The sequence below is a fragment of the Microbacterium sp. CCH5-D1 genome (assembly GCF_001557335.1).
GTDB lineage: Bacteria > Actinomycetota > Actinomycetes > Actinomycetales > Microbacteriaceae > Microbacterium > Microbacterium oxydans.
In genome coordinates, this window is sequence record NZ_LSJW01000215.1 from 1 (window position 1) to 23,953 (window position 23,953).

26 protein-coding genes are annotated in these 23,953 nt (G+C 69.2%); 14 read left to right on the forward strand and 12 right to left on the reverse strand.

The window, feature by feature from the left end; genetic code table 11:
- The 4 genes from AX744_RS12780 to AX744_RS12795 form a co-directional block, all read left to right on the forward strand.
- Positions 1 to 1,892 (forward strand): TPM domain-containing protein (locus tag AX744_RS12780; RefSeq protein ID WP_061017269.1); only part of this gene is annotated, 1,892 nt, incomplete at its 5' end.
- Between the two features lie 58 nt (positions 1,893 to 1,950).
- Positions 1,951 to 2,694, forward strand: a complete 744-nt coding sequence (locus tag AX744_RS12785) for a PspA/IM30 family protein (RefSeq protein ID WP_046749449.1) — start codon at positions 1,951 to 1,953, stop codon at positions 2,692 to 2,694.
- Between the two features lie 64 nt (positions 2,695 to 2,758).
- Positions 2,759 to 3,562, forward strand: coding sequence for an arginase family protein (locus AX744_RS12790; protein WP_061017270.1), 804 nt, complete (start codon positions 2,759 to 2,761; stop codon positions 3,560 to 3,562).
- Entirely contained in the window at positions 3,559 to 4,002 is a 444-nt protein-coding gene (locus AX744_RS12795; RefSeq protein ID WP_061017272.1) for a hypothetical protein, read from the forward strand. The genes AX744_RS12790 and AX744_RS12795 overlap by 4 nt, the downstream gene beginning before the upstream one ends.
- A gap of 72 nt (positions 4,003 to 4,074) precedes the next feature.
- On the opposite strand, the gene AX744_RS12800 is transcribed toward AX744_RS12795, so the two are convergent.
- From AX744_RS12800 to AX744_RS12810, 3 genes are read right to left on the reverse strand one after another with little or no spacing between them, the layout of a single operon-like run.
- On the reverse strand, positions 4,075 to 4,563 hold the full coding sequence (locus AX744_RS12800; RefSeq protein WP_231728807.1) for an SIP domain-containing protein: 489 nt from the start codon (positions 4,561 to 4,563) through the stop codon (positions 4,075 to 4,077).
- A 41-nt stretch (positions 4,564 to 4,604) separates the two neighbouring features.
- The gene (locus AX744_RS12805; RefSeq protein WP_082682561.1) at positions 4,605 to 5,333 is read right to left on the reverse strand and encodes a tyrosine-protein phosphatase; all 729 of its coding nucleotides are present in this window, start codon (positions 5,331 to 5,333) and stop codon (positions 4,605 to 4,607) included.
- Positions 5,330 to 5,806, reverse strand: a complete 477-nt coding sequence (locus tag AX744_RS12810) for a carboxymuconolactone decarboxylase family protein (protein ID WP_046749454.1) — start codon at positions 5,804 to 5,806, stop codon at positions 5,330 to 5,332. The genes AX744_RS12805 and AX744_RS12810 overlap by 4 nt, the downstream gene beginning before the upstream one ends.
- Positions 5,807 to 5,978: 172 nt before the next feature.
- Here AX744_RS12810 and AX744_RS12815 point away from each other — a divergent pair, with 172 nt between their 5' ends.
- From AX744_RS12815 to AX744_RS12840, 6 genes are all read left to right on the forward strand, one after another.
- Positions 5,979 to 6,905: an alpha/beta fold hydrolase gene (locus AX744_RS12815; protein WP_061017274.1), complete on the forward strand. Its 927-nt coding sequence runs from the start codon at positions 5,979 to 5,981 to the stop codon at positions 6,903 to 6,905.
- A gap of 92 nt (positions 6,906 to 6,997) precedes the next feature.
- Positions 6,998 to 8,518, forward strand: coding sequence for an ABC transporter substrate-binding protein (locus tag AX744_RS12820; protein WP_061017275.1), 1,521 nt, complete (start codon positions 6,998 to 7,000; stop codon positions 8,516 to 8,518).
- A 17-nt stretch (positions 8,519 to 8,535) separates the two neighbouring features.
- Positions 8,536 to 9,486: an ABC transporter permease gene (locus AX744_RS12825; protein ID WP_061017277.1), complete on the forward strand. Its 951-nt coding sequence runs from the start codon at positions 8,536 to 8,538 to the stop codon at positions 9,484 to 9,486.
- Positions 9,483 to 10,352 (forward strand): ABC transporter permease, encoded by an 870-nt coding sequence (locus AX744_RS12830; RefSeq protein ID WP_061017279.1) that lies wholly within the window; start codon positions 9,483 to 9,485, stop codon positions 10,350 to 10,352. Before AX744_RS12825 ends, AX744_RS12830 begins: the two co-directional genes overlap by 4 nt.
- The gene (locus AX744_RS12835) at positions 10,349 to 11,140 is read left to right on the forward strand and encodes an ATP-binding cassette domain-containing protein (RefSeq protein ID WP_061017281.1); all 792 of its coding nucleotides are present in this window, start codon (positions 10,349 to 10,351) and stop codon (positions 11,138 to 11,140) included. Before AX744_RS12830 ends, AX744_RS12835 begins: the two co-directional genes overlap by 4 nt.
- Complete coding sequence (locus tag AX744_RS12840) at positions 11,137 to 11,934, forward strand: ABC transporter ATP-binding protein (RefSeq protein ID WP_061017283.1); 798 nt, start codon at positions 11,137 to 11,139, stop codon at positions 11,932 to 11,934. The genes AX744_RS12835 and AX744_RS12840 overlap by 4 nt, the downstream gene beginning before the upstream one ends.
- 35 nt (positions 11,935 to 11,969) lie before the next feature.
- Here AX744_RS12840 and AX744_RS12845 read toward each other — a convergent pair whose 3' ends face one another.
- From AX744_RS12845 to AX744_RS12855, 3 genes are read right to left on the reverse strand one after another with little or no spacing between them, the layout of a single operon-like run.
- Positions 11,970 to 12,587, reverse strand: coding sequence for a GNAT family N-acetyltransferase (locus AX744_RS12845; RefSeq protein ID WP_061017285.1), 618 nt, complete (start codon positions 12,585 to 12,587; stop codon positions 11,970 to 11,972).
- Positions 12,588 to 12,591: 4 nt separating this feature from the next.
- On the reverse strand, positions 12,592 to 13,305 hold the full coding sequence (locus AX744_RS12850; RefSeq protein WP_061017287.1) for a uracil-DNA glycosylase: 714 nt from the start codon (positions 13,303 to 13,305) through the stop codon (positions 12,592 to 12,594).
- A gap of 2 nt (positions 13,306 to 13,307) precedes the next feature.
- Positions 13,308 to 14,090: an SDR family oxidoreductase gene (locus AX744_RS12855; RefSeq protein ID WP_197429230.1), complete on the reverse strand. Its 783-nt coding sequence runs from the start codon at positions 14,088 to 14,090 to the stop codon at positions 13,308 to 13,310.
- 197 nt (positions 14,091 to 14,287) lie between these two features.
- Between AX744_RS12855 and AX744_RS12860 the strand changes: the two genes are divergently transcribed.
- The 3 genes from AX744_RS12860 to metX all read left to right on the forward strand — a co-directional run bounded on the left by AX744_RS12860 (position 14,288) and on the right by metX (position 17,952).
- Positions 14,288 to 15,610 carry a bifunctional o-acetylhomoserine/o-acetylserine sulfhydrylase gene (locus AX744_RS12860; RefSeq protein ID WP_046749463.1) on the forward strand — a complete coding sequence of 441 codons (1,323 nt, stop codon included), beginning with the start codon at positions 14,288 to 14,290 and terminating at the stop codon, positions 15,608 to 15,610.
- A gap of 205 nt (positions 15,611 to 15,815) precedes the next feature.
- The gene (locus AX744_RS12865; protein WP_197429231.1) at positions 15,816 to 16,706 is read left to right on the forward strand and encodes an endonuclease/exonuclease/phosphatase family protein; all 891 of its coding nucleotides are present in this window, start codon (positions 15,816 to 15,818) and stop codon (positions 16,704 to 16,706) included.
- Positions 16,707 to 16,746: 40 nt separating this feature from the next.
- Positions 16,747 to 17,952: a homoserine O-acetyltransferase MetX gene (gene metX, locus AX744_RS12870; RefSeq protein WP_061017290.1), complete on the forward strand. Its 1,206-nt coding sequence runs from the start codon at positions 16,747 to 16,749 to the stop codon at positions 17,950 to 17,952.
- Positions 17,953 to 17,961: 9 nt separating this feature from the next.
- On the opposite strand, the gene AX744_RS12875 is transcribed toward metX, so the two are convergent.
- From AX744_RS12875 to AX744_RS12900, 6 genes are read right to left on the reverse strand one after another with little or no spacing between them, the layout of a single operon-like run.
- Positions 17,962 to 18,570: an NUDIX hydrolase gene (locus AX744_RS12875; protein ID WP_061017293.1), complete on the reverse strand. Its 609-nt coding sequence runs from the start codon at positions 18,568 to 18,570 to the stop codon at positions 17,962 to 17,964.
- 24 nt (positions 18,571 to 18,594) lie between these two features.
- Positions 18,595 to 19,884, reverse strand: coding sequence for an MFS transporter (locus AX744_RS12880; RefSeq protein WP_058631349.1), 1,290 nt, complete (start codon positions 19,882 to 19,884; stop codon positions 18,595 to 18,597).
- Positions 19,881 to 20,348 carry a GNAT family N-acetyltransferase gene (locus tag AX744_RS12885; RefSeq protein WP_061017296.1) on the reverse strand — a complete coding sequence of 156 codons (468 nt, stop codon included), beginning with the start codon at positions 20,346 to 20,348 and terminating at the stop codon, positions 19,881 to 19,883. Before AX744_RS12885 ends, AX744_RS12880 begins: the two co-directional genes overlap by 4 nt.
- The gene (locus AX744_RS12890) at positions 20,341 to 20,700 is read right to left on the reverse strand and encodes a thiamine-binding protein (protein WP_061017298.1); all 360 of its coding nucleotides are present in this window, start codon (positions 20,698 to 20,700) and stop codon (positions 20,341 to 20,343) included. The genes AX744_RS12885 and AX744_RS12890 overlap by 8 nt, the downstream gene beginning before the upstream one ends.
- 4 nt (positions 20,701 to 20,704) lie before the next feature.
- Complete coding sequence (locus tag AX744_RS12895) at positions 20,705 to 21,937, reverse strand: hypothetical protein (RefSeq protein ID WP_231728808.1); 1,233 nt, start codon at positions 21,935 to 21,937, stop codon at positions 20,705 to 20,707.
- Complete coding sequence (locus AX744_RS12900) at positions 21,934 to 22,767, reverse strand: NAD(P)H-hydrate dehydratase (RefSeq protein ID WP_061017300.1); 834 nt, start codon at positions 22,765 to 22,767, stop codon at positions 21,934 to 21,936. Before AX744_RS12900 ends, AX744_RS12895 begins: the two co-directional genes overlap by 4 nt.
- Positions 22,768 to 22,823: 56 nt before the next feature.
- Here AX744_RS12900 and AX744_RS12905 point away from each other — a divergent pair, with 56 nt between their 5' ends.
- Positions 22,824 to 23,891, forward strand: a complete 1,068-nt coding sequence (locus AX744_RS12905) for an NADH:flavin oxidoreductase/NADH oxidase (RefSeq protein WP_061017302.1) — start codon at positions 22,824 to 22,826, stop codon at positions 23,889 to 23,891.
- Positions 23,892 to 23,953: the final 62 nt, after the last annotated feature.

Consider the following 23,953-nt stretch of genomic DNA (forward strand, 5'->3'; position numbering starts at 1 on the left):
AAGAGGCGACGGTGGAGGCCCGGCTCCAGGAGCTGACGGACAATTCGAGCGCCGATCTGTTCGTCGTGCTCGTCGACGACTTCACGAACCCATCCGACAACGTGCAGTGGGCCGACACGGTCGCGCAGAACAACAACCTCGGCACCGAACAGTACCTCCTGGCGATCGCGGTCGACGGGCGCAGCTACTACATCTCCGCTGCCCCCGACGGCCCGGTGAGCTTCGGCCAACTCGACAGCATCGAGGACAAGATGGTCCCCTTCGCCGCGGACGGCGATTGGGTCGGCGCCATCACTCTCGCCGCCGACGAGATCCAGGGCGACGGGGGCGCCGGCGCGCTCCGCATCGGGCTGATCGTCGTCGCCGTCGTCGTCGTCGCGCTGCTCGTGTGGCTCGTCGTGGCACTGGTGCGCGGAGCCCGCCGGCGGGCGGAGATCCGCGAGCGAGGCGCCATGCCGGAGACACCGGACCCCGCCGACCCCTTCTCCACTCTCACCGACCAGCAGGTCGAGACGCAGGCAGGACTCGCGCTCGTGCAGGCGGACGATGCCATCACCTCGAGCAAGGAGGAGCTCGGCTTCGCCGTCGCGCAGTTCGGCGATGCAGCCACCGAGGAGTTCACTCGGGTCGTCGATGCGGCGAAGGCGAAGATCTCCGAGGCCTTCGATCTGAAGCAGAAACTCGACGACGAGATCGAGGATTCGATCCACGACCGCCGCGCGTGGCACATACGCATCATCCGGATCGCCGACGAGATCGACGACATCCTGGACGACAACACTGCGGCGTTCGACGAGCTCCGAAAGCTCGAGCAGAACGCCCCGCAGGAGCTCGAGCGCGTCCGCGGTGAGCGCGCGGCGCTCGACGCCGCCCTCGCCTCTGCGGAGCCTGCCCTCGACGCGCTGTCCGCCACCTATGCCCCTGCGGCTCTCGCCACGGTCGCGGACAACCCCGTGCAGGCACGCGAACGGGCCGACCTCGCGGATCGGTCGATCGAGGCGGCGGCGCAGGCCATCGCAGCCGGACGTTCAGGCGAGGCCGCGTTCGCGATCCGCACCGCCGAGCAGTCCGTCGCGCAGGCCGCCCAGCTCGTCCAGGCGGTGACGACGCTGGGAGCGGAGCTGTCGACGCTCGAAGCTCAATCTCGTGCCCTCATCGCCGAACTGCAGAGTGACCTCGCAGCCGGGCAGCAGCTGCCCGACCCCTCGGGTGCCATCGCCGCTGCGGCTTCCGCCACGGCCCAGCAGCTCGGGGCGGCGCAGGCCGATCTGAGCGGTACCGCCCGCGATCCACAGCGAGTGCTCGAGGCTCTCACCGCCGCGAACACGCAGATCGACGCCGCGATCGCACAGGGCAGGGAGAGCGTCGAACGTGCCCGCCGGGTGCAGCAGCTGCTCGAGCAGACTCTCACGCAGGCGAACTCCGAGATCCGCGCGGCTCGGGACTTCATCGAGACCCGTCGAGGGACGGTGGGCTCCACCGCGCGCACCCGCCTCGCGAACGCGGAGGCGAGCCTGTCGCAGGCGCTGAATCTGCGGGCAACCGACCCCGATGCCGCGCTCGCGGAGGCGAACCGTGCGCTCGCTCTGGCGACGCAGGCCACGTCGGCCGCGCGGTCGGACGTGCAGGCGTACACCCCTTCCGGCTACGACCAGGGCGGCTTCGGCGGCCCGTTCGGCGGGTCCGGATCCTCGTCGGGCGGCTCAGGACTCGGCGGCGACATCCTCGGAGGCATCATCGGTGGGCTGCTCGCCGGCGGTGGCGGCGGCTCTTCCCGTCGAGGAAGCAGCAGCGGATGGCGCTCCTCCGGCGGCGGCTTCCGGAGCTCCGGTTTCGGAGGCGGCTCCCGCAGCAGCGGCCGCAGCGGCCGATCAGGAGGTAGACGCTTCTGATCCCCCACACAGACATGTACGACAAGCTCTCGAAGACGCCCTCTGAAAGGAACCACGCATGACCAAGCAGTCCATCTTCGGACGTATCTCGACCCTCGTCCGCGCGAACATCAACTCCTTGCTGGACTCTGCGGAAGACCCGCAGAAGATGATCGACCAGCTCGTTCGCGACTACACGAACAGCATCGCCGACGCCGAGTCCGCGATCGCCGAGACCATCGGCAACCTGCGCCTGCTCGAGCGCGACCACGAGGAAGACGTCCAGGCATCGACCGAGTGGGGCAACAAGGCTCTCGCCGCCAGCCGCAAGGCCGACGAGATGCGCGCGAGCGGCAACACGGCCGACGCGGACAAGTTCGACAACCTCGCCAAGATCGCTCTGCAGCGTCAGATCAGCGCCGAGCGCGAGGCCACTGGCGCCGAGCCGCAGATCGCGGCGCAGACCGAGATCGTGGACAAGCTCAAGAGCGGCTTGAACGGCATGAAGGACAAGCTGGTCGAGCTCAAGAACAAGCGCAGCGAACTCCTCGCCCGTGCCAAGGTCGCCGAGGCGCAGACCCGCGTCCAGGACGCCGTGGGCTCGATCAACGTGCTCGACCCCACCAGCGAGCTGGGACGGTTCGAAGACAAGGTCCGCCGCCAGGAGGCCATCGCTCAGGGCAAGATCGAGCTCGCAGCGTCGAGCCTCGACGCCCAGTTCGAGAGCCTCGAGGATCTCGGCGAGCTGACCGAGGTCGAGGCACGTCTGGCCGAGCTCAAGGCCGGCGGCGGCGCTCCCCGCCAGGCCATCGAAGGCAACTGACATCACCGGGCGGATGCCTCGGCCGCGGGCCGAGGCATCCGTCCCCCCTTCTTCGGAGGCACTCATGGTGCGATTCCTCGTCATCCCGCAGTGGCAGGGCTCGCCCGCAGCGCGCGCGATGCTCCTCACGGACGGTGCTGCAGCGATCGCCGGAGATCTCCCCCGCGCGGCGACGACCGTTCTCGACGTTCCTGTCGAAGCCGGTGAATCCCTCGGCACAGGTGTACGCCGTCTGAGCGCTCTGCTGCGCACTCGTGAACTCGTGCACGGGCACATCGACTCCGACACCGTCGTGATCGGGGGCGATTGCAGCATCACCGTCGCCGCGCTCGACGCATTGCCGGGCGGAACCGACGACCTCGCCGTGGTGTGGTGCGACGCGCATGCCGACATGCACACGCCGGACACGTCCCCTTCCGGTGCCTTCTCGGGCATGGCACTGCGGGCTGTGCTCGGCGAGGGCGAGGAGCAGCTCGTGCTCTCGCCCGCGATCCCCGCCGATCGCGTGATCACCGTGGGCATGCGGAACCTCGATGACGCGGAGGTCGAGCAGCTCGCGTCTCTGACGAATCTCTCCGTCGACGACCTCGCAGATCCCGAGGCGCTGCTCGGCGCGGTCCGCGCGACCGGGGCGTCACGGGTCTGGGTGCACATCGACGTCGACGTGCTCGATCCGTCCGACTTCGCCGGTGTCTCGTCGTCGGTGCCGTTCGGGCTGTCCCCCGCCGCGCTGAGCACCGCCATCCGCGCACTGCGCTCGGAAGTGCCGCTCGCGGGCGCGACCATCGCAGGTTTCGCGCCGAGGTCACCGGCCGATGCCGTCGAAGATCTCGGCGCACTGCTGCGACTGGTCGGAGCGGTGGCATGACGACGGCTCCCGACTGGCGACCCGCGGCGAGTGCCGCCCTGGGCCGGGGCCGACGTCTCGACCGCCGCATCCCCTCATTCCTGCTGCGCTCCCCGATCAGCCGCCTGGGCTACCTCTGGGGCACCGCCGTCGGGTGGCTGTGGGGCTCGCTGTGGAGCACAGGACCCGTCGAACGGCGGGCGGGCCTGTGGATCTTCCAGGGCATGCCGGCATGGACGTTCAATCGCGGCGGAGTGTGCGTCGGCGGCTGCTTCCTGACCGGAGACGTGCGACCGAGCGAGGCCGTGCTCCGTCATGAGGCTGTGCACAAGGCGCAGTGGCTCCGCTACGGCTTCCTGATGCCGATCCTGTACTTCCTCGCGGGGCGTGACCCCCTGCGCAACCGCTTCGAGATCGAGGCAGGGCTCGAAGACGGCAACTACGTTCGACGGACGCGCTGACCCTACGACGGTCTCTGCACGGACGTCTCAGGCCGCGAGTGGCCGATTCGGATCAGGCGCGCGGACGCGGAGTCAGCGGTCGGCGGGCAGCAGGCCGAAACGCTCGGGGGTACGGATCAGCGTCGGCGAGACCTCGAGATGACTCGTCAGGTGCTCGACGATGTCGGCCGTGCCGAGGTAACCGCCGAGCAGCGTGACGTGGGTCTCGATCTCGTCGTCGCACATCATCTCGTCCGCCCAGGCGCAGGTCGCACGGGTGAGCGCCTGACCGGCTGCGCACGCACGGCTGCTTCCGGGAGCCCCGGAACGCTGCTCACGAGCGAGCCACGTGACCGTCATGCGACCGGGAGCCTCGATGACGCCGATGTCGGCGACCGTCGGCACCTCGATGAAGATGCGCCCGGAGGCGCACAGTGGCAGCGTCGTCAGGAACACCTCGAGCTCCGTGAGGGAGTTCTCATCAGCCGTCACCAGGTGATGGGCGCGCCGACGCGCTGCGCGACGTTCGGCGCGCGTGCCGCGGGTCTCGAGCGAGGTGTTCATGGTGTCTTCATCGTACACCAAGTGAAGGCTTGCCTAACCTGGTAGCCGCTGCGCGATGATCATGCACGCTCCGGCCGCTGCTCGCGCTCGACGAGTGCGACGGCCAGGGCGTCGAGCTCATCGTCGGTCATCCCCTGCGCGCGCAGATACCCGGCAGCCGAGCCCCATCGTTCGTCGACCTGCGCGAGCAGACGGCGCATCACGGGAGCCGGCGACTGCGTGGCCAGCGCCACCGCGTGCACAGCCTCCGGGTGCTGCGTGCGCAGGTAGTCGGCGATCCACCGGGTGCGCTGAGCCGGCAGCTGAGACTCGGTGAGCGCGTAGTCGGCTATGACGGCCTCCCGATCCGCACCGACCGCGGAGAGCGCGAGGGCGACGGTCACGCCCGTCCGGTCCTTACCCACAGTGCAGTGCACCAGCGTGCGCCCGCTCGCCGCGATGATGCGGATAGCCGCGACGAGCCGCTCCCCGCTCTCTTCGAGGAGGTGGAGGTAGAGGTCGTCGAGACTGGTGTCCGCCTCAAAGAAGGAACGGACGGATCCGAGGAACAGCGGGAGGTGGGTGGTGTCCGGCCCGTCGATCTCCGTCGGCTCGGCTGCGACCTCTTCGCCGTCTCGCAGGTCGACGATGTGCGAGACGCTCTCCCGCAATGCGGCGGCGCCCGCGGTGGTCGCTCCGGAGAGCTGTCCGGAGCGCAGGAGGACGCCGGAGCGGATCCGGCCGCCCTCCGCCGGCATGCCTCCCACGTCGCGGACGTTGGAGACCCCTTCGACGACGAGGATCGTCATCCCGCCGCCTGCGGTCCTCGCGGGGGCACCGGGTAGCGGCCGGCGATCACGATCCTGTTGAAGGCGTTGATCGAGACGCATGCCCAGCTGAGCGCCGCGTACTCCTTCTCGGTGAAGACGCTTCCGACCTGGTCGTACACCTCGTCGGAGATCCCGTCCTCCGAGATGAACGTGAAGGCCTCGGCGAGTTCGAGAGCGGCGCGCTCCCGCTCGCTGAAGACACCGCTCTCACGCCACGTGGGGATCTGGGTCAGTGTGTCGGCGTCGACGCCCGCAGCGACCGCCCTGTCGACGTGGATCCGCGCACAGTAGGCGCAGCCGTTGAGCTGCGAGCAATGGATCATGACGAGTTCTTTGAGACGGTCGTCGATGCCGTTGGCCGCGCAGATCTGGCCCACCGTCTTCGAGAACGCGTCAAGCGCCTGGTACGCGGCCGGCTCGGTCTTGGACAGGTGCACACGCGTCTCGCTCATGACTCCATGATATTCGGCGGACGAGCGGGAAGCTCTGCCGCAGACGAACCGGAGCTTGGATCAATGTGCCCATCAAACCCGGTCCTCATGCGACATAATGCGACACGTTACGAAATATTCTCTTGTCATACTGGTCCGGCATTTCCGACGCCGCTTCCCGAGGGCGCAGAATGTGGAGGTGGCGATCGACAACAGCGAGTTCAGCTATCTTCCCGCACAGGCCGAAGCGCTCGGCGTACCGGTTCCGCCGGTCACGCGCCTCACCCTCCCACTCGCCGACGGCCGCATCCTGAGCGCCCTGCGTTTCGGTAGCGAAGCACCGCGTGTGACGCTGCTCCACGGCGCCGGCCTGAACGCACACACCTGGGACACCACCGCCCTCGCCCTGCAGCAGCCGCTGCTCGCGATCGATCTCGCCGGACACGGCGACTCCTCCTGGCGGGACGATGTCGACTACACGCCGCGCACACTCGCTCGTGACGTGGCCGCAGCGCTCGACGCCTGGGTGGAAGGGCCGCAGGTCGTGGTCGGGCAGTCCCTCGGCGGACTCACCGGCGCTGCTCTGGCAGCAGCGCGACCGGATCTGGTGTCCGAGCTCATCGTGGTCGACATCACTCCCGGCATCGATGTGAGTGCCGGCCCGGCGGCGCTGCGCGAGTTCTACGCGGGCCCGACCGACTTCGCGACACGCGACGAGCTCGTCGACAAGGCGATCTCACTGGGGTTCGGGGGCTCCCGACCCGAGACAGAGCGCGGTGTCTTCCTGAACACGCGAGTGCGCGAGGACGGGCGGGTGGAGTGGAAGCACCACTTCGCACACCTCGCCGCCCAGGCCCTCGCCGCTCACGACCCCGGGTCCCCGACCGCACCGTCGGTGCTGCACGAGACGGGCTGGGATGATCTGACCGCGGTCACCGTACCGGTCACCCTGGTGCGTGCCGCACGCGGATTCGTGAGTGAAGCCGACGCCGTCGAACTCCAGCGACGCGTCCCCGCGGCTGAGGTGGTCGTGCTCGACGCCACCCACAACGTGCAGGAGACCGCGCCGGTCGCCCTCGCCGGTCTGATCGACGCCGCCGTGCCCGCCCTCGGAATATGACGTTCCGTTCCACACCCGACCCTGACCCCTTCTCACATCTCTAGGCTCGATTCCACGGCACACAGCAGTTGCCGCACCGAGAGGAAACACCCATGTTCCGACGTACCCGACGTCTCGCGCTGATATCCGCCCTCGCGGCCACCGCCGTCATCCTCAGCGCCTGCTCCGGCACCACCGAGCCGGAGACCAGCAGCTCACCCGGCGCCCCCGACCCGAGCGCCACTCTCCACGTCGGCCTCGTCCTCGAGCCCACCAACCTCGACATCCGCCACACCAGCGGCGCGGCACTCGAGCAGATCCTGATCGACAACATCTACGAGGGCCTCGTCACGCGCACGCAGGACAACGAGATCGAGGGGCGTCTCGCCTCCGACTACGAGGTCTCCTCGGACGGGCTCACATACACCTTCACCCTCAACGACGGCGTGGTCTTCCACGACGGCACGCCGCTGACGTCGGCGGACGTCGTCTCCTCGTACGAGACCGTGCGCACGGACGCCACCGTGCAGGGCAACGCGGACTTCGCGTCGGTCACAGCGATCACGGCGCCGGACCCGACCACGGTTCAGATCACCCTGTCGGCTCCGAACCAGAACTTCCTCTTCGCGCTCACCGGCCCGGCCGGTCTCGTGTTCAAGACCGGCGACACCACCGATCTGAAGACCGCGGAGAACGGCACAGGTCCCTTCACGCTGACGCGTTGGAACAAGGGAAGCACCATCACCTTCGCGCGCAACGACGCCTACTGGGGGGATCCTGCCGGCGTCGCCCAGGTCGAGTTCCAGTACATCCCCGACTTCACCGCCGGCGTCAACGCCGCACTGGCCGGCGACGTCGACGTGCTCACGGCCGTCGACCCGAACCTCGCGCCTCAGCTCGAAGACTCCGGGGACTTCACCCTCACCACGGGACGCACCACCGACAAGGCCACTCTCGCGTTCAACAACAAGAAGGCGCCGCTCGACGACGTGCGGGTGCGCGAAGCCCTGCGCCTCGCCATCGACCATGAGGCTCTCATCGACGCGGTCGGCGCCGGCACGGCACTGTACGGGCCCATCCCCGAACTCGACCCGGGCTACGAGGACCTGTCCGACGTGATCTCCTACGACCCGGAGAAGGCGAAGAAGCTCCTCGCTGAGGCCGGTCAGGAGGACCTCGAGCTGACCCTCACGATCCCCTCGTTCTACGGCACGACCGTGCCCAAGGTGCTGATCTCGGACTTCAAGAAGGTCGGCGTGACGCTCGAGGTGAACTCGGTCGAGTTCCCCACCTGGCTGGAGGACGTGTACACGAACCACGACTACGACCTCAGCTTCGTGCTGCACGTCGAGCCGCGCGACTTCGGCAACTTCGCCAACCCCGACTACTACTTCGGCTACGACAACGCCGAGGTGCAGGAACTGTACACGAAGGCTCTGGCCGAGGTCGACCCCGACAAGTCCGCCGACCTGCTGGCACAGGCAGCGCGCATCGTCTCGGAAGACCACGCCGCCGATTGGCTCTACAACGGCGAGACCATCACCGCCGTGAGCCCGATCGTGTCCGGCTTCCCCGAAGACTCGATCAACTCCCGCATCAACCTCACGGGCGTCACCGTCTCCGCTGAGAAGTAGCAAGCGATCACCGCGTCGTGATCCGCTATGCGCTCGTCCGGGGAGCCCTGCTCATCGCAGGGCTCCTCGTGTCGAGCGCGCTCATCTTCCTGACGCTGCGCGTCTTCCCCGGCGACGTCGCACAGCTCATCGCCGGCACGCAGGCCTCACCCGCCGAGGTCGAAGCACTCCGCGAATCCCTCGGCCTGAATCGCCCGCTCCTCGCCCAGTACACCGACTGGATCGGGGGCATCTTCCGCGGCGATCTCGGCACATCGCTGCTGTCCGGCGCCTCCGTCGGCGAAGAGATCCTCCTCAAGGCCCAGGTCACCGTTCCGCTCGGAGCGATGTCGCTCCTGATCGCCGTCGTCATCGCTGTGCCGTTCGGGATCCTCGCCGCCCTTCTTCGCAATCGGCGCGGCGGGACGGCGCTCAGCGTCGGAGCCCAGACGCTCGCCGCCGTCCCCGTCGTCTGGGCCGGCATGATGCTGATCGTCGTGTTCTCGGTATGGCTGGGATGGCTTCCTCCCCAGGGCTTCCCCCGCACCGGCTGGTCCACACCGGGGAAGGCGATCGAGTCGCTGCTGCTCCCCGCGCTCACGATCGGGATCGTCGAGGGGGCGATGCTCATGCGGTTCGTACGCAGCGCGACCCTGCAGGCAGCGGGACAGGACTTCGTCCGCACCGCCGCCGCGAAGGGTCTCACCCGTACCCGAGCCCTCATCCAGCACGGCATCCCCGCCGTCGGCCTCTCCATCATCACCGTGCTCGGGCTCCAGGTGGCCGGCATCATCGTCGGGTCCGTCGTGATCGAACAGCTGTTCACCCTGCCGGGGATCGGCCGTATGCTCGTGGCCGATGTCGGCACGCGCGATCTGATCAAGGTGCAGAGCGAACTCCTCGTACTCACCGGATTCGTCTTGGTCGTCGGTTTCCTGGTCGACCTCCTGCACCGCGCGATCGATCCTCGTCAGCGGGAGTCCGCATGAATCCGCGCTGGCTCGCCCGCCTCTGGGACACCTCCACAGGACGCTTCGGCATCGTCGTCGTCCTGGTGATCGTCATGACCGCGCTGATCTCGCTCCTCTGGACACCGTTCGATCCGCAAGCCTCGGACATCGGCGATCGGTGGCTGCCGCCGAGCTGGCCCCACGTCCTCGGCACCGACGACACCGGACGCGACATCCTGAGTCTGCTGATGGCTGGTGCCCGCACGACGGTGTTCGTGAGCGTGGGGGCCGGCATCGTCGCCACGGCTGTGGGGATCGCCCTGGCCGCACTCGGAGCGCTCACCGCACGGTGGATGCGGGAGACCGTCGCCGTGCTCGTCGACATCCTGATCGCCTTCCCTGTGCTGTTGATCGCGATGATGATCTCCTCTGTCTGGGGCGGTTCGCTCTGGGTCGTGATCTGGGCGGTCGGCATCGGCTTCGGCGTCAACATCGCGAGGGTCACGCGTCCGGAGCTGCGCCGCGTGCAGCAGAGCGACTTCGTCCTCGCCGCCAGAGCCGCAGGACTCACCCCCGCGCAGAGCCTGGTGCGCCACCTGCTGCCGAACGTGGCACCCGTCTTCATCGTGCAGCTGTCCTGGTCGATGGCCGTCGCCGTCCTCGCGGAGGCCGGCCTGTCGTACCTGGGTTTCGGCGCCTCCGTGGTCGATCCGAGCTGGGGCCTGCTGCTCGCCGACCTCCAGCGCTACATCGGGGTGCATCCGCTGTCGGTCATCTGGCCGGGACTCGCCATCACGATCACGGTGCTCGCGCTGAATCTGCTGGGTGACGGTCTGCGCGAGGCGACGGATCCGACGCTGCGGCACCGCTCCGCCGAGATCCACACTCCGGGGGTGGTCGCATGAGCCTGTCGGTGCAGGACCTCGTGATCGAGATCGACGGTCGGCCGGTGGTCGACGGCGTCTCCTTCGAGGTCGCAGACGGAGCGAGGCTCGGGCTGATCGGGGAATCCGGCTCGGGGAAGTCGCTCACCGCCCTCGCGGTGCTGGGACTGCTCCCCGACGGTGCGACCGCCAGGGGAAGCATCCGCTGGAACGGGATCGAACTGATCGGGATGCCGGACCGCGAGCTCGCGCGCCTCCGAGGAGACGACATCGGCATCGTGTTCCAGGAGCCCCGCACCGCGCTCAACCCGATCAGGACCGTCGGCCGCCAGATCGCGGAATCGATCCGCATCCACGAAGGGCTCGGACGCCGCGCGGCGCGAGAACGGGCGATCGCGGAAGCGGCGCGGGTGCGGCTGCCCGACCCGGAGTCGATCGTCGACCGCTACCCGCACCAGCTCTCCGGCGGTCAGAGGCAGCGCGTCGCGATCGCGATGGCTCTCGCCTGTCGTCCGCGTCTGCTCATCGCGGACGAGCCGACCACGGCATTGGATGTCACGATCCAGGCGGAGATCCTCTCCCTGCTGCTGACGCTCGTCGCGGACGAGGGCATGTCGCTGGTCTTCATCACCCACGATCTCGCCGTGCTCGCCCAGGTCGCGACCGAGGGTGTCGTGCTCGAACATGGCAAGGTCGTCGAAGCCGCACCGGTCTCCACCCTTCTGTCGAGTCCCGCTTCGCCGATCACGCAGGGACTGCTGCGTGATGCGACGGCCACGCTCTGGCGTCCGGACGGGGGCACCGCATGAGCCTGATCGAAGCACGAGGCCTCGGCCGGGACTTCTTCGCACCGAAGCGCTCCGCGTTCGAGCGTGCCCGAACCGTGACCGCCCTGGCCCCGACCGACCTCGACATCGTCGAGGGGTCAGCGGTCGGCATCATCGGCGAGTCGGGATCGGGCAAGTCCACCCTGGTGCGACTGCTGCTGGGACTCGACCGCCCGACATCCGGCTCTGTGACGGTCGACGGACGTGCCGTGGACGCATCCGCTCCCGCGAAGTCCCTGCACTGGCTGCGGCGGGAGACGGGATTGGTCTTCCAGGATCCCTACGCGTCCCTGGACCCGCGCATGACGGCAGGCCAGATCGTCCGCGAACCGCTGTGGGCGCTCGGCGTCGAAGGCGACCACCGCGCGCGCGTCCGCGAGGTACTGGCCCAGGTGGGCCTCGAGCCCGACATGGCAGACCGGTATCCCCACGAGTTCTCCGGCGGGCAGCGTCAACGGATCGCGCTCGCCAGGGCGATCGTCCACGGTCCGCGGGTCCTGGTCGGGGACGAACCCCTGTCCGCCCTGGACGTCACCGTGCGCGCGCAGATCCTCGAGCTGCTGATCGAGCTGCGACGCACGGGCAACCTCACACTCGTGCTCGTGTCTCACGACATCGGCGTGGTGCAGAACCTCTGCGACACGGTCGTCGTGATGAAGGACGGGCGCGTCGTCGAACGGGGCGCGACGAGCGATGTGCTCCTGCACCCCACGCAGGACTACACCAGGAGGCTGCTCGCGGCGATCCCCGTCATCCCCACCCCGCCGGGCGGTTGAGCGGACGAGGTGAACGGGGTGCGCCCCTCCGGGCATCAGCGTCGCGCGCCGAACAGCTTCCCTCGTCGCCGCCCCGTCGGCGTGAGCACACGACGCATGTACACGGTGCCGAGGTCCCTGCCGAACCTGTAGCCGACCCGCCCCATCCGTCCGGCCTCGACGAAGCCGAGCTTCTCGTGCAGTCGGATCGACGCCTCGGCGCCATGATCGCTGATGACCGCGACCATCTCGCGCAGACCGATCTGCTCGCAGGCGTCGATGAGTGCTTGCAGCAGTGCCGCGCCGAGCCCCTTGCCCCCGGCTCCCGGACCGAGGTAGATCGAGTCCTCGACCGTGTACTTGTAGGCGTTCTTCCCCGCCCAGGGCTGCGCCAGCGCGTAGCCCATCACTTCGCCGCCCGGGGACACCGCCACGAGGAACGGCAGCTGCAGCCTGGTCAGCAGCGCGTACTTCTCGCGCCAGTAGGGGATGCTGCTGCGGCGCTCGTCGAGGGTCACGGCCGAGTTGCTCACGAAGTGGTTGTATATCTCACGCACGTGCGGCAGATCCGCCGGGCGGACCGGGCGGATCGCATAGGAGAAGACCTCGGGGGCCGGGGCAGGTCGGAGATGGCGCGGGAGAACGCGGCGACGGTCCCCCGGCTCGAACTGCATGCGCTCAGCTTAGGGAGAGAGGGCCTTCGCCATCCACTCGCCAGTCCACCGCCGCCGCACCCTGCTCCTCGAGAAGGGTGTTGGCGCGGGAGAACGGTCGCGACCCGAGGAAGCCACGGCTGGCGGAGAGGGGCGAGGGGTGTGCGGAAGAGATCACCGGCGTCTCGCCCAGGAGAGGCTGCAGGTTCGCCGCGTCCCTGCCCCACAGGATCGCGACGAGCGGCTGATCGCGGGCGACGAGGGTGCGGATGGCCAGCTCGGTGACCTTCTCCCACCCCCAGCCTCGATGCGACGCCGCCGCGCCGGGGCGCACGGTGAGCACCCGGTTGAGCAGGAGGACGCCCTGATCGCTCCACGCGGTGAGGTCTCCGTGCGGTGCCGGCGGAATCCCGAGATCGCTCTGCCGCTCCTTGTAGATGTTCGCAAGGCTGCGGGGCAGGGGGCGCACGTCGCGATCCACGGCGAACGACAACCCGATGGGGTGCCCAGGAGTGGGGTACGGATCCTGTCCTGTGATGAGCACCCGCACGTCCGACAGGGGCCGCTGGAACGCGCGGAGCACATTCCCACCCGCCGGGAGGTAGCCGTGCCCTGCCTGCTGCTCGGCACGGAGGCGCTCACCCAGCGCGGTGATCGTGTCCTGCACCGGGGCCAGCGCCTCGGCCCATCCCTCATCGATCCGCCCCTCGGCGGCGAGCTCCGCGAGAGTCTGCGCCATCGTCAATCGGCCGATCGTACGCGCAGCGGCCCGCGGGCGAGCAGGTGCTGTGCGGACTGCGCGACCGGACGCATCGTGATCAGGTCGAGATTCACGTGGCCGGGAGACTCCAGGGCGTAGGCGATCACGTCGGCGACGTCATCGGCCACGAGCGGGGCTTCGACACCGGCGTACACCGCCTCCGCAGCCACGGGGTCACCGCCGAGCCGATTGAGCGTGAACTCCTCGGTGTGCACCATTCCCGGAGCCACCTCGACCACACGGATGGGCTCGCCGTTGAGCTCCTGCCGGAGCACCTTCACCAGCATCCCCTCCGCAGCCTTCGCCGCGTTGTAGCCCGCACCTCCGGCATACGCGGTCTGCGCGGCAGTGGACGTCACGAAGAGCGCATCCGCGTGGCCGTCCGCGGCAGCCGCACGGCGCAGCAGCGGAAGCAGGCCCGCGACGAGACGCTGACTCGCCAGGACGTTGGCGTCGAACATCCACTGCCAGTCCTCGACGGACGCGTCCTCGATGCGATCGGTGCCACGGGCGCCACCGGCGACCTGGACGAGAGCGTGGACCGGGCCGGATCGCTCGATCTCGCCCACGAACGCCTCGACGGCGGACGAATCGGTCAGGTCGCAGGCGATGGCCGAAGCCCCGGTGTCCGCGGCGAGCGCGGCCAGTCGATCCGCGCGGCGTGCCACACCGACGACGTCCCATCCCCTGGCACGGAGCGCACGCACCGTCGCTGCGCCGATGCCCGAACTCGCACCTGTCACCACTGCTCGTCTGTTCACCATGCCTCCACCGTACGGCGTTCTCCCCCGATTGCGAGCTCCCTCCACGGCGCTGTCGTGGAACCCTCCCGCCGCGTGATTCCGGGGCTCCCCTCTGTTACGTCACATTTCCCACCTGTTGTTGACAAGCGCCGATATTCCGTACTGTCGCTGCAACGGCATCCGCCATCCGACCTTCCGACCACTTCTGGGGGAATCACATGTCCGCACCCGAGTCCTGGCGCTTCGAGACCAAGCAGATCCACTCCGGCGCTGCCCCCGACCCGGTCACCAAGGCGCGTGCCACGCCGATCTACCAGACCACCTCGTACGTGTTCGACAGCGCCGACCACGCGGCCAACCTCTTCGCGCTGGCGGAGTTCGGCAACATCTACACCCGTATCCAGAACCCGACGCAGGACGTGCTCGAGCAGCGTCTCGCCGCGCTCGAAGGCGGCACCGGGGCGCTCGTCCTCGCGAGCGGCCAGGCGGCATCGACCTTCGCGATCCTCAACATCGCCCAGGCCGGCGACCACTTCGTGGCGTCGAGCTCGATCTACGGCGGAACCTACAACCTCTTCAAGTACACGCTGGCGAAGCTCGGCATCGAGGTCACCTTCGTCGAGAACCAGGACGACGCCGAGGAGTGGCGCCGCGCCGTCCGTCCGAACACGAAGCTGTTCTTCGCGGAGACGATCGGCAACCCGCAGATCAACATCCTCGACATCCGCACCGTCGCCGACATCGCCCACGAGAACGGCGTCCCTCTGATCGTCGACAACACGATCGCCACCCCGTACCTGATCCGCCCGTTCGAGCACGGCGCCGACATCGTCGTCCACTCGGTCACCAAGTTCCTCGGCGGACACGGCACGACCATCGGCGGCGTCATCATCGACGGCGGCAAGTTCGAGTGGTCGAAGCACGTCGACACCTTCCCCGGCCTCACGGTGCCCGACCCGTCGTACCACGGCGCCAGCTACACGGCTGCTGTGGGCGACCCGCTCGCGTACATCATCAAGGCGCGAGTGCAGCTGCTGCGCGACCTGGGATCGGCGATCGCGCCGCAGAGCGCCTGGAACCTCATCCAGGGCGTCGAGACCCTTTCGCTGCGCATCGAGCGGCACGTGCAGAACGCGCAGGAGATCGCCGAGTGGCTCGACAGCCGCGACGACGTCGCGACCGTCAACTACTCGGGCCTGCCTTCGTCGCCGTGGTACGCCAAGGCGAACGAGTACGCCCCCAAGGGCGTCGGAGCCGTGCTGTCGTTCGAGCTGAAGGGCGGCGTCGAGGCCGGTCGCGAGTTCGTCAACAGCCTGTCGCTGTTCAGCCACCTCGCCAACATCGGCGACGTGCGCTCGCTCGTCATCCACCCGGCGTCCACCACGCACGCGCAACTGACGCCCGAGCAGCAGCTGACCGCCGGCGTGACTCCCGGTCTGGTCCGGCTCTCCGTCGGCATCGAGAACGTCGATGACCTCAAGGCCGACCTCGAGCAGGCCCTCGCCGCGGCACGTGCCGTCTCGGAGGCCGCCCGCGCCTGATCCCCGCACCACGTCGATGCCCCGGAGCCCTGCGTTCCGGGGCATCTTCGTGTGACGGCGACGGCCTCACCCGGCCGACCCACAGGCGGTTCCGTCGAGAATGGGACTCCGCCCCGAGGAGACCATGATCGACGCTCAGCACCCCCCGCACCCCACGCGGCGGTCACGGACCGTTGCCTCACAGACCGTTGCCCGGTGGCTCGCCGTGACCGGTGTCCTCCTGGCACTCGTCGTCGCCTGCGGCTGGATCCCGGGGCTCGTCGGCACCGCGGTCTCGGCTGTCCTCCCGTGGCTGGGGATCATCCTCGTCGCACTGGTGCTGGTCGCCCTCCTGCGTGCGCCGCGAGTTCTCGTCCTGATCCTGGTTCCCGCACTCCTGTGGGTCCTCGCGATGATGCCGGCGTTCCCCGGCCTCCCCGGCGGGGCGGACGTGGAGTCGGCTGCCGCATCCGAGCTGACCGTCGTGAGTCAGAACGTGCGAGCGCGCTCCGGTGGAGCCGCATCCTCCGCCTCCGAGCTGGCGCAGAGCGGTGCCGACGTGATCGCCCTCGTCGAGCTCGACGGAGACAGCCTCTCCGCCGCGCAGGACACCCTCGCAGCGGAGTACCCGCACTCCTACACCGTCGGGACGGTGGGCGTCTGGAGCAGGTATCCCCTCGCTGATGCCGAGCCCCTCACACTCGGACTCAGCTGGAAGCGCGCGCTTCGCGTCGAGGTGCAGGCCCCGTCCGCTCCCGTCGCCGTCTATGTGCTGCACGCGGCATCGGTACGGCCAGGGCACCAACAGGACCGTGACACCATGCTGGGCGGCATCGCGGAAGAGGTGGCGTCCGACCCGGCGGAGTCGCTGATCGTCGTCGGCGACTTCAACGCACCGTCGACCGATCCGAGTCTGACCGCCCTGCGCGCGGAGACCGACTGGGTGCGCCCGACCGACGGAAGCCTGGGCTTCACATGGCCCGCGGCCTTCCCACTCGTCCGCATCGACCAGGTGTTCGTACGCGGACTCGACGTCGTCACCTCTGGCACCATGCGCGCAGGCAACAGCGACCATCTGGCGACCGTCACCCGAGCCCGATCCGCGATCACTCCGTAACCTGCCACCGAGGGGTGCCCTGCCAGGCGAGAATGGAAGCATGGACTGGCAGACGACCTCCGAGGACACGGTGCCCTCTGCACCCGTGACGGAGGCCGATGTCAGGCTGCTCCGCGCCCGTCCGCCGGCGACCGGCGCCTGGCGGGACGGCGACCCCGTGGGGGGTCGTCGCTTCGCCCCCTTCGGACCGTTCGCGACCGAGAGCGGTACAGAGCTCCCCGGCATCCGCATCGCCTACGAGTCCTGGGGCGAGCTGAACGCGGCACGGGACAATGCCGTCCTGGTGCTGCACGCGCTCACCGGCGACAGTCACGTGCGCGGAGCCGCGGGCGCCGGCCACCCCACCGCGGGCTGGTGGGAGGACATCACGGGTCCTGGCGCTCCGCTCGACACGGACCGCTGGTTCGTGATCGCCCCGAACATGCTGGGAGGATGCCAGGGATCGACGGGACCTGCGAGCATCGCCGCGGACGGCTACGAATGGGCGTCGCGCTTCCCCTACCTGACCATCCGCGACCAGGTCGCCGCCCAGGTGCGCCTCGCCGATGCTCTCGGCATCGACAGCTGGGCCGCGGTCATCGGCGGCTCCATGGGAGGGATGCACGCGCTGGAATGGGCGGTCACGCACCCCGAGCGTGTGCAGCGCCTCGCCGTGCTCTCCTCTCCCCCGGTGACCACCGCCGACCAGATCGCGCTCAACACCGTGCAGCTGGAGACCATCCGCATGGACCCGCGCTTCCAGGGCGGCGAGTACTACGATCTCGCGGACGGCGACGGTCCGCACCGGGGGCTCGCCCTCGCCCGACGCATGGCTCTGCTGAACTACCGCAGCCCGATCGAGCTGAATCAGCGGTTCCAGCGCTCCTGGCAGTCCGACGTGTCACCGCTCGGTCACGGCGGACGCTTCGCGGTGGAGTCGTACCTTGACTTCCATGGCAACAAGTTCACACGCCGATTCGACGCGAACAGCTACATCACCCTGGTCGAGGCCATGAACTCGCACGACGTCGGCCGCGGTCGAGGAGGCGTCGAAGAGGCGCTGCATGCCGTCACCGCGACCACGTTGGTGCTCGGGATCGACAGCGACCGGCTCTTCCCTGTCGACGGACAGCAGCGCATCGCCCGCAGCATCCCGAACGTCATCGACGACGAGGCCGTGGTCATCGCCAGCGACTTCGGACACGACGGCTTCCTCATCGAGACCGAGGCGGTCGGCTCGAATCTGCGGCGACTGCTCGAGAGCTGACCCCTCCGCTCAGCTCGGTTCGAACCGCCAGGGCAGCGAACCCGCCTCGAGACGCCCCTGCTCCCAGGCGAAACCCCGACCGGCATCGGAGTCGAGCACCCGCGTCTGGAACAGCTGGGCCGAGCCGCCCGAGGCGAGCGCCGAGGACACATCGCCGAACGCCGAGAGCTGATGCAGTGTGATCCAGGTGGGCGGGTACAGGCTCCACGTCCCGGCCGCATGGCGCGCGAGCGCCTCAGCCGGGCGCACCCACGCGATCTCCTCGACCTCATCGGCGGAGCGCGCGGCCTCCCCGGTCGGTGCGTGAGCGAGGAAGAACCAGGTCCGGATGCGCGTCGGTGCCTCCGGCGGCGGCTGCCACTCCGACAGCACGATGAGATCCTCGACCGTGAGGCCGACCTCCTCGGCGGTCTCCCTGATGGCGGCGTGCCGCGCATCGTCGATGTCGCCACCCCCGCGGATGTCACCGGGCTCGACCTTGCCCCCGGGGAAGACCCACGCTCCCGCGAACGAGCCGCGATCGGGCCGCCGCATCAGGAGCACCTCGAATCCCGGATCCGACGCCCGCAGCAGGACAACGGTCCCGGCCACGGGCAGAGTCGTCTCGGGAGCACTCACCCCGTCACTCTACGGTGCGGTCGTCTACGGTGCGGTCGAGGTCGGTGCTGTCGATGTCGAGACGACCGATGCCGATCCGGCCGATACCGCTGTGACGAGCTCCACCGGCGCGGGACGACGCCCTTCGACGCGATAGGACAGCAGGGCGATCAGCAGACCCGCCACGGCGAGCGCGGCCCCTGTCCACGCCGGTGCCGTGAAGCCCCAGCCTGCGGCGATCACGACGCCGCCGAGGAAGGCACCCAGACTGTTGCCGATGTTGAGCGCGGAGTGGTTCATGGCTGCCGCGATCGACTGGTTGTCACCGGCCACATCCATGAGGCGGGTCTGGATCGTCGGGCTCAGCACCGACGAGACGAAACCGACCACGAGCACCACGACCGCCAGGCTGACGATCCAGAACGACAGGAAGGCGAGCAGCGCGAAGACGAGAGCCATGGCGGCGAGACCGAAGAGCAACGTGCGACGCAGATCGATGTCGGCGAGATGACCACCGACCAGGTTTCCCGCCGTCATCCCGAGCCCCATCAGCACGAGCACGATCGGCACGACCCACTCCGGCGAACCGGACACCTCTGTCACCAGGGGCGCGATGTAGCTGTAGACGGCGAAGAACCCGCCGAACCCGATCGCGCCGACACCCAACGTGAACCACACCTGCGGGATCCGGAACACCCGCAGCTCCTGCCGCATCGTGCGCCCTGGATCCCCCGGATGCTCCGGCACGAACAGCGCGATGCAGACAGTGGCGAGCGCGAACACGATGGCGACGACCGCGAAGGCCGAGCGCCACCCCCACTGCTGTCCGAGGAAGGTGCCCAGCGGCACGCCGACGACGTTCGCGACCGTGAGGCCGGTGAGGATGAAGGCCACGCCCTTGGCACGGTTGCCCGGCCCCATCACCTCGGCCGCCACGAGTGCACCGATGCCGAAGTACGCACCGTGCGGGAGACCGGCGAGGAAGCGGGACGCGGCGACGAGCTCGAACGTGGGCAGCACCACGGTGAGGGCGTTGAACACCGTCAGCGCGAGAGCCAGCACGATCATCACCCGATGCCGTGGATATCGCGCGACGAAACCGGCGATGGTCGGGGCGCCGACCACCACACCCAGCGCGTACAGCGAGATCAGCCACCCCGCTTGGCTCAGCGCATCTTCCGGGCTGGTCGCCCAGAGCGAAGGGAGCAGGTCGGCGGCGATGTTGGGGAGCAGGCCCATGACCACGAACTCGGTCATGCCGATTCCGAAGCTGCCTATGGCGAGAGAGAGGAGCGCCCACTTCGCCGCACCCCTCGATTCAGTCGAGGGATTCACCGGAACAGCCTACCGGCCCTCGGACGATCGAGCGTCATGAACACATCCACGTCGTCCTCGGAATCGACGACGAACCCGTGGCGCTCGTACAGGCCTCGGGCCGGGCTGCCCCTGAGCACGTTGAGGCGATACCGGCCGGCACCGTCGAGCACCGTCGTGAGCACGCGGCCCCCGACCCCGCGACCCTGGTGCGAGGGAGAGATGTAGAAGTGCTCCAGCCAGAGCGAATCGCCGTCTCGGCGGAGGGCGACAGAGCCGACGTCGACGGCATCCACGACGATGATCCGCGTCTGCGCAGGCTCGAACGCGTCGCGGAAGCGCTGCCGGACACGGACCTCGTCATAACGTCCGAGTCGCTCCAGGTCGACTCTGAGCACGTCGGCCCGGAGCTCCGCGATCCACTCGGCGTCCTCGGCGAGCGCCGGTCGAAGAGCGATCGACGTCGCCGGGACGACGTCAGCCATCCGCGCGCGCAGAGCCCGCCTCTTCCGAGCCCGCCTCTGTGAGAGCAGCCTCGAGGCGTTCGATCTTCGCGTCGAGCTCTCCGGAGTACCCGGGCCGGATATCGGCCTTCAACACGAGCGATACCCGCGATCCGAACGGCATGACGGCCTCGGTCGCACGCTTCACGACGCCCATGACGGTGTCCCAGTCCGGGCCCTCGATCTCGGTGAACATGCTGGTGGTGCGGTGCGCCAGGCCCGATTCCCGCACCACGCGCACGGCAGCGGCCACGGCGTCGTGCACCGATGCATCGGTGCGCTCGGCACCCTCGGCCGGGGTTCCGCTCGGGGCGACGGAGAAGGCGATCAACATGGGTTCACTCCAGGGTTTTCGGTTGGCGGACGGGTACGCGAAGCAGAGCACGGATGCCCAGCACGAGCAGGACGATGAGAAGGACGTTCCGCACCGTGAGGACGGCGACGGAGAGGGTATCGGCTCGCAGCAGCGCGTCGTAGCCGATCGGGTAGACGAGGCAGGTGAGCAGACAGAGGGCGAGGACGACGACGGCGGGGACGCGCGCCCTGACGCGGTCGAACACGAGCCACAGGATCATCGGCGCGATCAGCCAGGTCTGGAACTGCGGGGAGCCCACCTTGTTCGTGACGATCAGCAGCGTCACGAGCGCGAGGGCGAGCGGAGGGAACAGCCGGGTGAAGCGCGCACCGCGGATCGCCTTGAGCGCGCCGACGGTTGCGACCGCGAGCACGCACACCGCCATCAGGAGCGTGAGCACGGCCGCGACGGCATCGACGCCCGGTGCCGTGATCTGGAAGGTCAGGATCTCGAAGCTGTACTCGATGCGGGCGGCCCCGGTGACGGCGAGCCACAGGAACGGCGTGGCGGCGACCGCTTCGATCTGCAGTCCCCGTCCCGTCTGCTCCGTCAGGAAGCCGAGGATCTCGGAATCCGCTCCGAGCACGAGCAGCGCTGCGACGACTCCGGCCGTGACGGCCAGCGCGGCGAACAGCACCCGCATGCGCGCCCTGAGCGCGATCACGGCGGCGAGCACGAGCGCGCCCGGCCAGATCTTGATCCAGGCGCCCACCGTGAGGAGGGCAGCACCGACGACCGGCCGACTCACGAGCCAGAGCCCGCCGATCACGGCGATCGGCACCGTGATCGCATCGATCCGATAGAGCGCGATCGGTCCGAGGAGGAGCAGCGCCGCGCACCAGAACCAGGCGGCCACGCGGCGCGGGCGCGACGGCGAGCGGCCGATCAGCACTCCGAACGCCACCGCATCGAGGATCACAACGAGGGCGGCCCACCCGATCAGGTACGCACCGGAGACCCCGAGCAGCGGCACGAGCGGCGCCGCGAGCATCTTGGCCACGAGCATCGGCACGAGCGCGAGCTGCGGGTACACCCAGGTCTCGGTGACACCGACGATCGGGCCCCCGTCGAGGGCCGACGAAGCCCAGGGTTCGTAGACGAGGACCACATCGCCCATGGGCTGACTGGGATAGACCCAGCCCGCCCATGCCGTGAGCAGGTGGGCGAGGAGGAAGGCGACCCACAGCACGGCCACCCCGGTCGGCGGGCGATTCACGCGAGGACGTCCGCGATCGCCTGCGGCAGCGCCGCAGCGACGTCCATGGCGACGATCGGATGCCCCGTCCCGCCGTCGCTCATCCCCGCGGCCACTCGGCCCGCCTGTCCGTGTATCCACGCCCCGGCGGCGGCGACCTCGGCGATCGGGCGGCCCTGGTTCGCTGCGAGCACGGCACCCAGCACCCCGGCGAGCACATCCCCTGTCCCTGCGGTCGCCAGCCACCCTGTACCCGCGTCGACGGCGATGACGCCGCCGTCAGGAGACGCGATCAGCGTGCGAGCTCCCTTGAGCAGCACGGTGCCTCCGACCCGGTCCGCCGTCCTCCTGGCCGCCGACGCGCGATCCTCTTCGGACGTGGAGATGCCGAGCTGCTCCTGCAGCCGGGCGAACTCCCGCGCGTGAGGGGTCACCAGGAAAGGAGCGCGCGCCTTCCCGGCGAGATCGAGTGCGCCCGCGTCGATCACCACGGCTGCATCGCCGGCGACGATCGCCTCGAGGGCGGCCTGCTCCGCGTCGTCCCGGTCGGTGGGGTCCGTGCCGGAACCGATCACCCAGGCGTCGATCCGCGACCGGCCGACATCCGCCCCCGCCACCGTCTCCGGACGTCGGGCGAGAACAGCATCTGCCACCCGCTCCGCGCCCACGTACCGGACGAATCCGGCGCCCGTGCGCCACGCGGCCTCCACCCCGAGCACGGCGGCACCCGGATATGCGGGCGACCCGGTGCGAAGCGCCACCACACCACGGGCGTACTTGTCGTCGTCGGCTGTGGGAACACGGAACAACCGCGCCGTGTCATCTCGCGTCCACTCGCGCACCTCGACCATGACTCCACGTTAGTGCGACGGCCCTCGGGTCGCCTGCGCGGCGGTAGCGTCGAAGGGTGAGTCTTCTCTTCTCCCCGCTGACCATCCGTTCCGTCACCCTGCGCAATCGCCTCTGGGTGTCGCCGATGTGCATGTACAGCGCCGTCGACGGCGTGGCGCAGGAGTGGCATCACACTCACCTCGCGCAGTTCGCCTCGGGCGGCGCCGGGCTCATCATCGCCGAGGCGACCTCGGTCGTCCCCGACGGGCGGATCTCGCCGCGCGACCTGGGGCTCTGGAACGACGAGCAGCGCGACGCGCTCGCCCCGATCGTCCAGGCGATCCACGATCGGGGCTCGCACGCGGGCATCCAACTCGCCCACGCCGGCCGCAAGGCCTCGACGTGGTGGCCGTGGGCTCCCGAACGAGGCACTGTGCCGACCGCTGAGGGTGGATGGACCACGTCCGCGCCGTCCGCCATCGCCTACGAGGGCTTCGACACCCCGATTGCCCTCGATACGGCGGGCATCGACCGCGTGGTGGAGGCCTTCGCCGATGCAGCTCATCGCGCGGTCGCCGCGGGCTTCGACGTGCTGGAGATCCACGGAGCGCATGGCTACCTCCTCCACCAGTTCCTCTCCCCACTGTCCAACCACCGTGAGGACGAATACGGTGGTTCGCTCGAGAACCGCGCTCGTCTACTGCTGCGCGTGGTCGGCGCCGTCCGCGACGCCGCCGGCGCCGACGTGCCGCTGTTCGTCCGTATCTCCGCCACCGACCACGCGGCGGGCGGGTTCACGCCGGAGGAGGCGGAGATCGTCAGTGGCTGGGCGACCCAGCACGGTGCAGACCTGATCGACGTATCGAGCGGTGGCCTCGTGGCGCATCAGCAGATCACCGTGTTCCCCGGATACCAGGTTCCGCTCGCCGAGGGCGTGCGTCAAGGCGGTCGGATCCCGGTCTCCGCGGTGGGCCTCATCACGGTGGCCTCCCACGCGGAGCAGGTGCTCGCCGATGGCGCCGCCGACGCGATCTTCGCGGGACGCGAGTGGCTGCGCGACCCGCATTTCGCCCTCCGCGCCGCGCACGAGCTCGACGCCGAGGTCACCTGGCCGTCGCAGTACGAGCGCGCCCGTCCCCGCTGAGCCCCCGACGACGAAGGCCGCCGATCCGTGCAGGATTCGGCGGCCTTCGTCGTGCGGTGGAG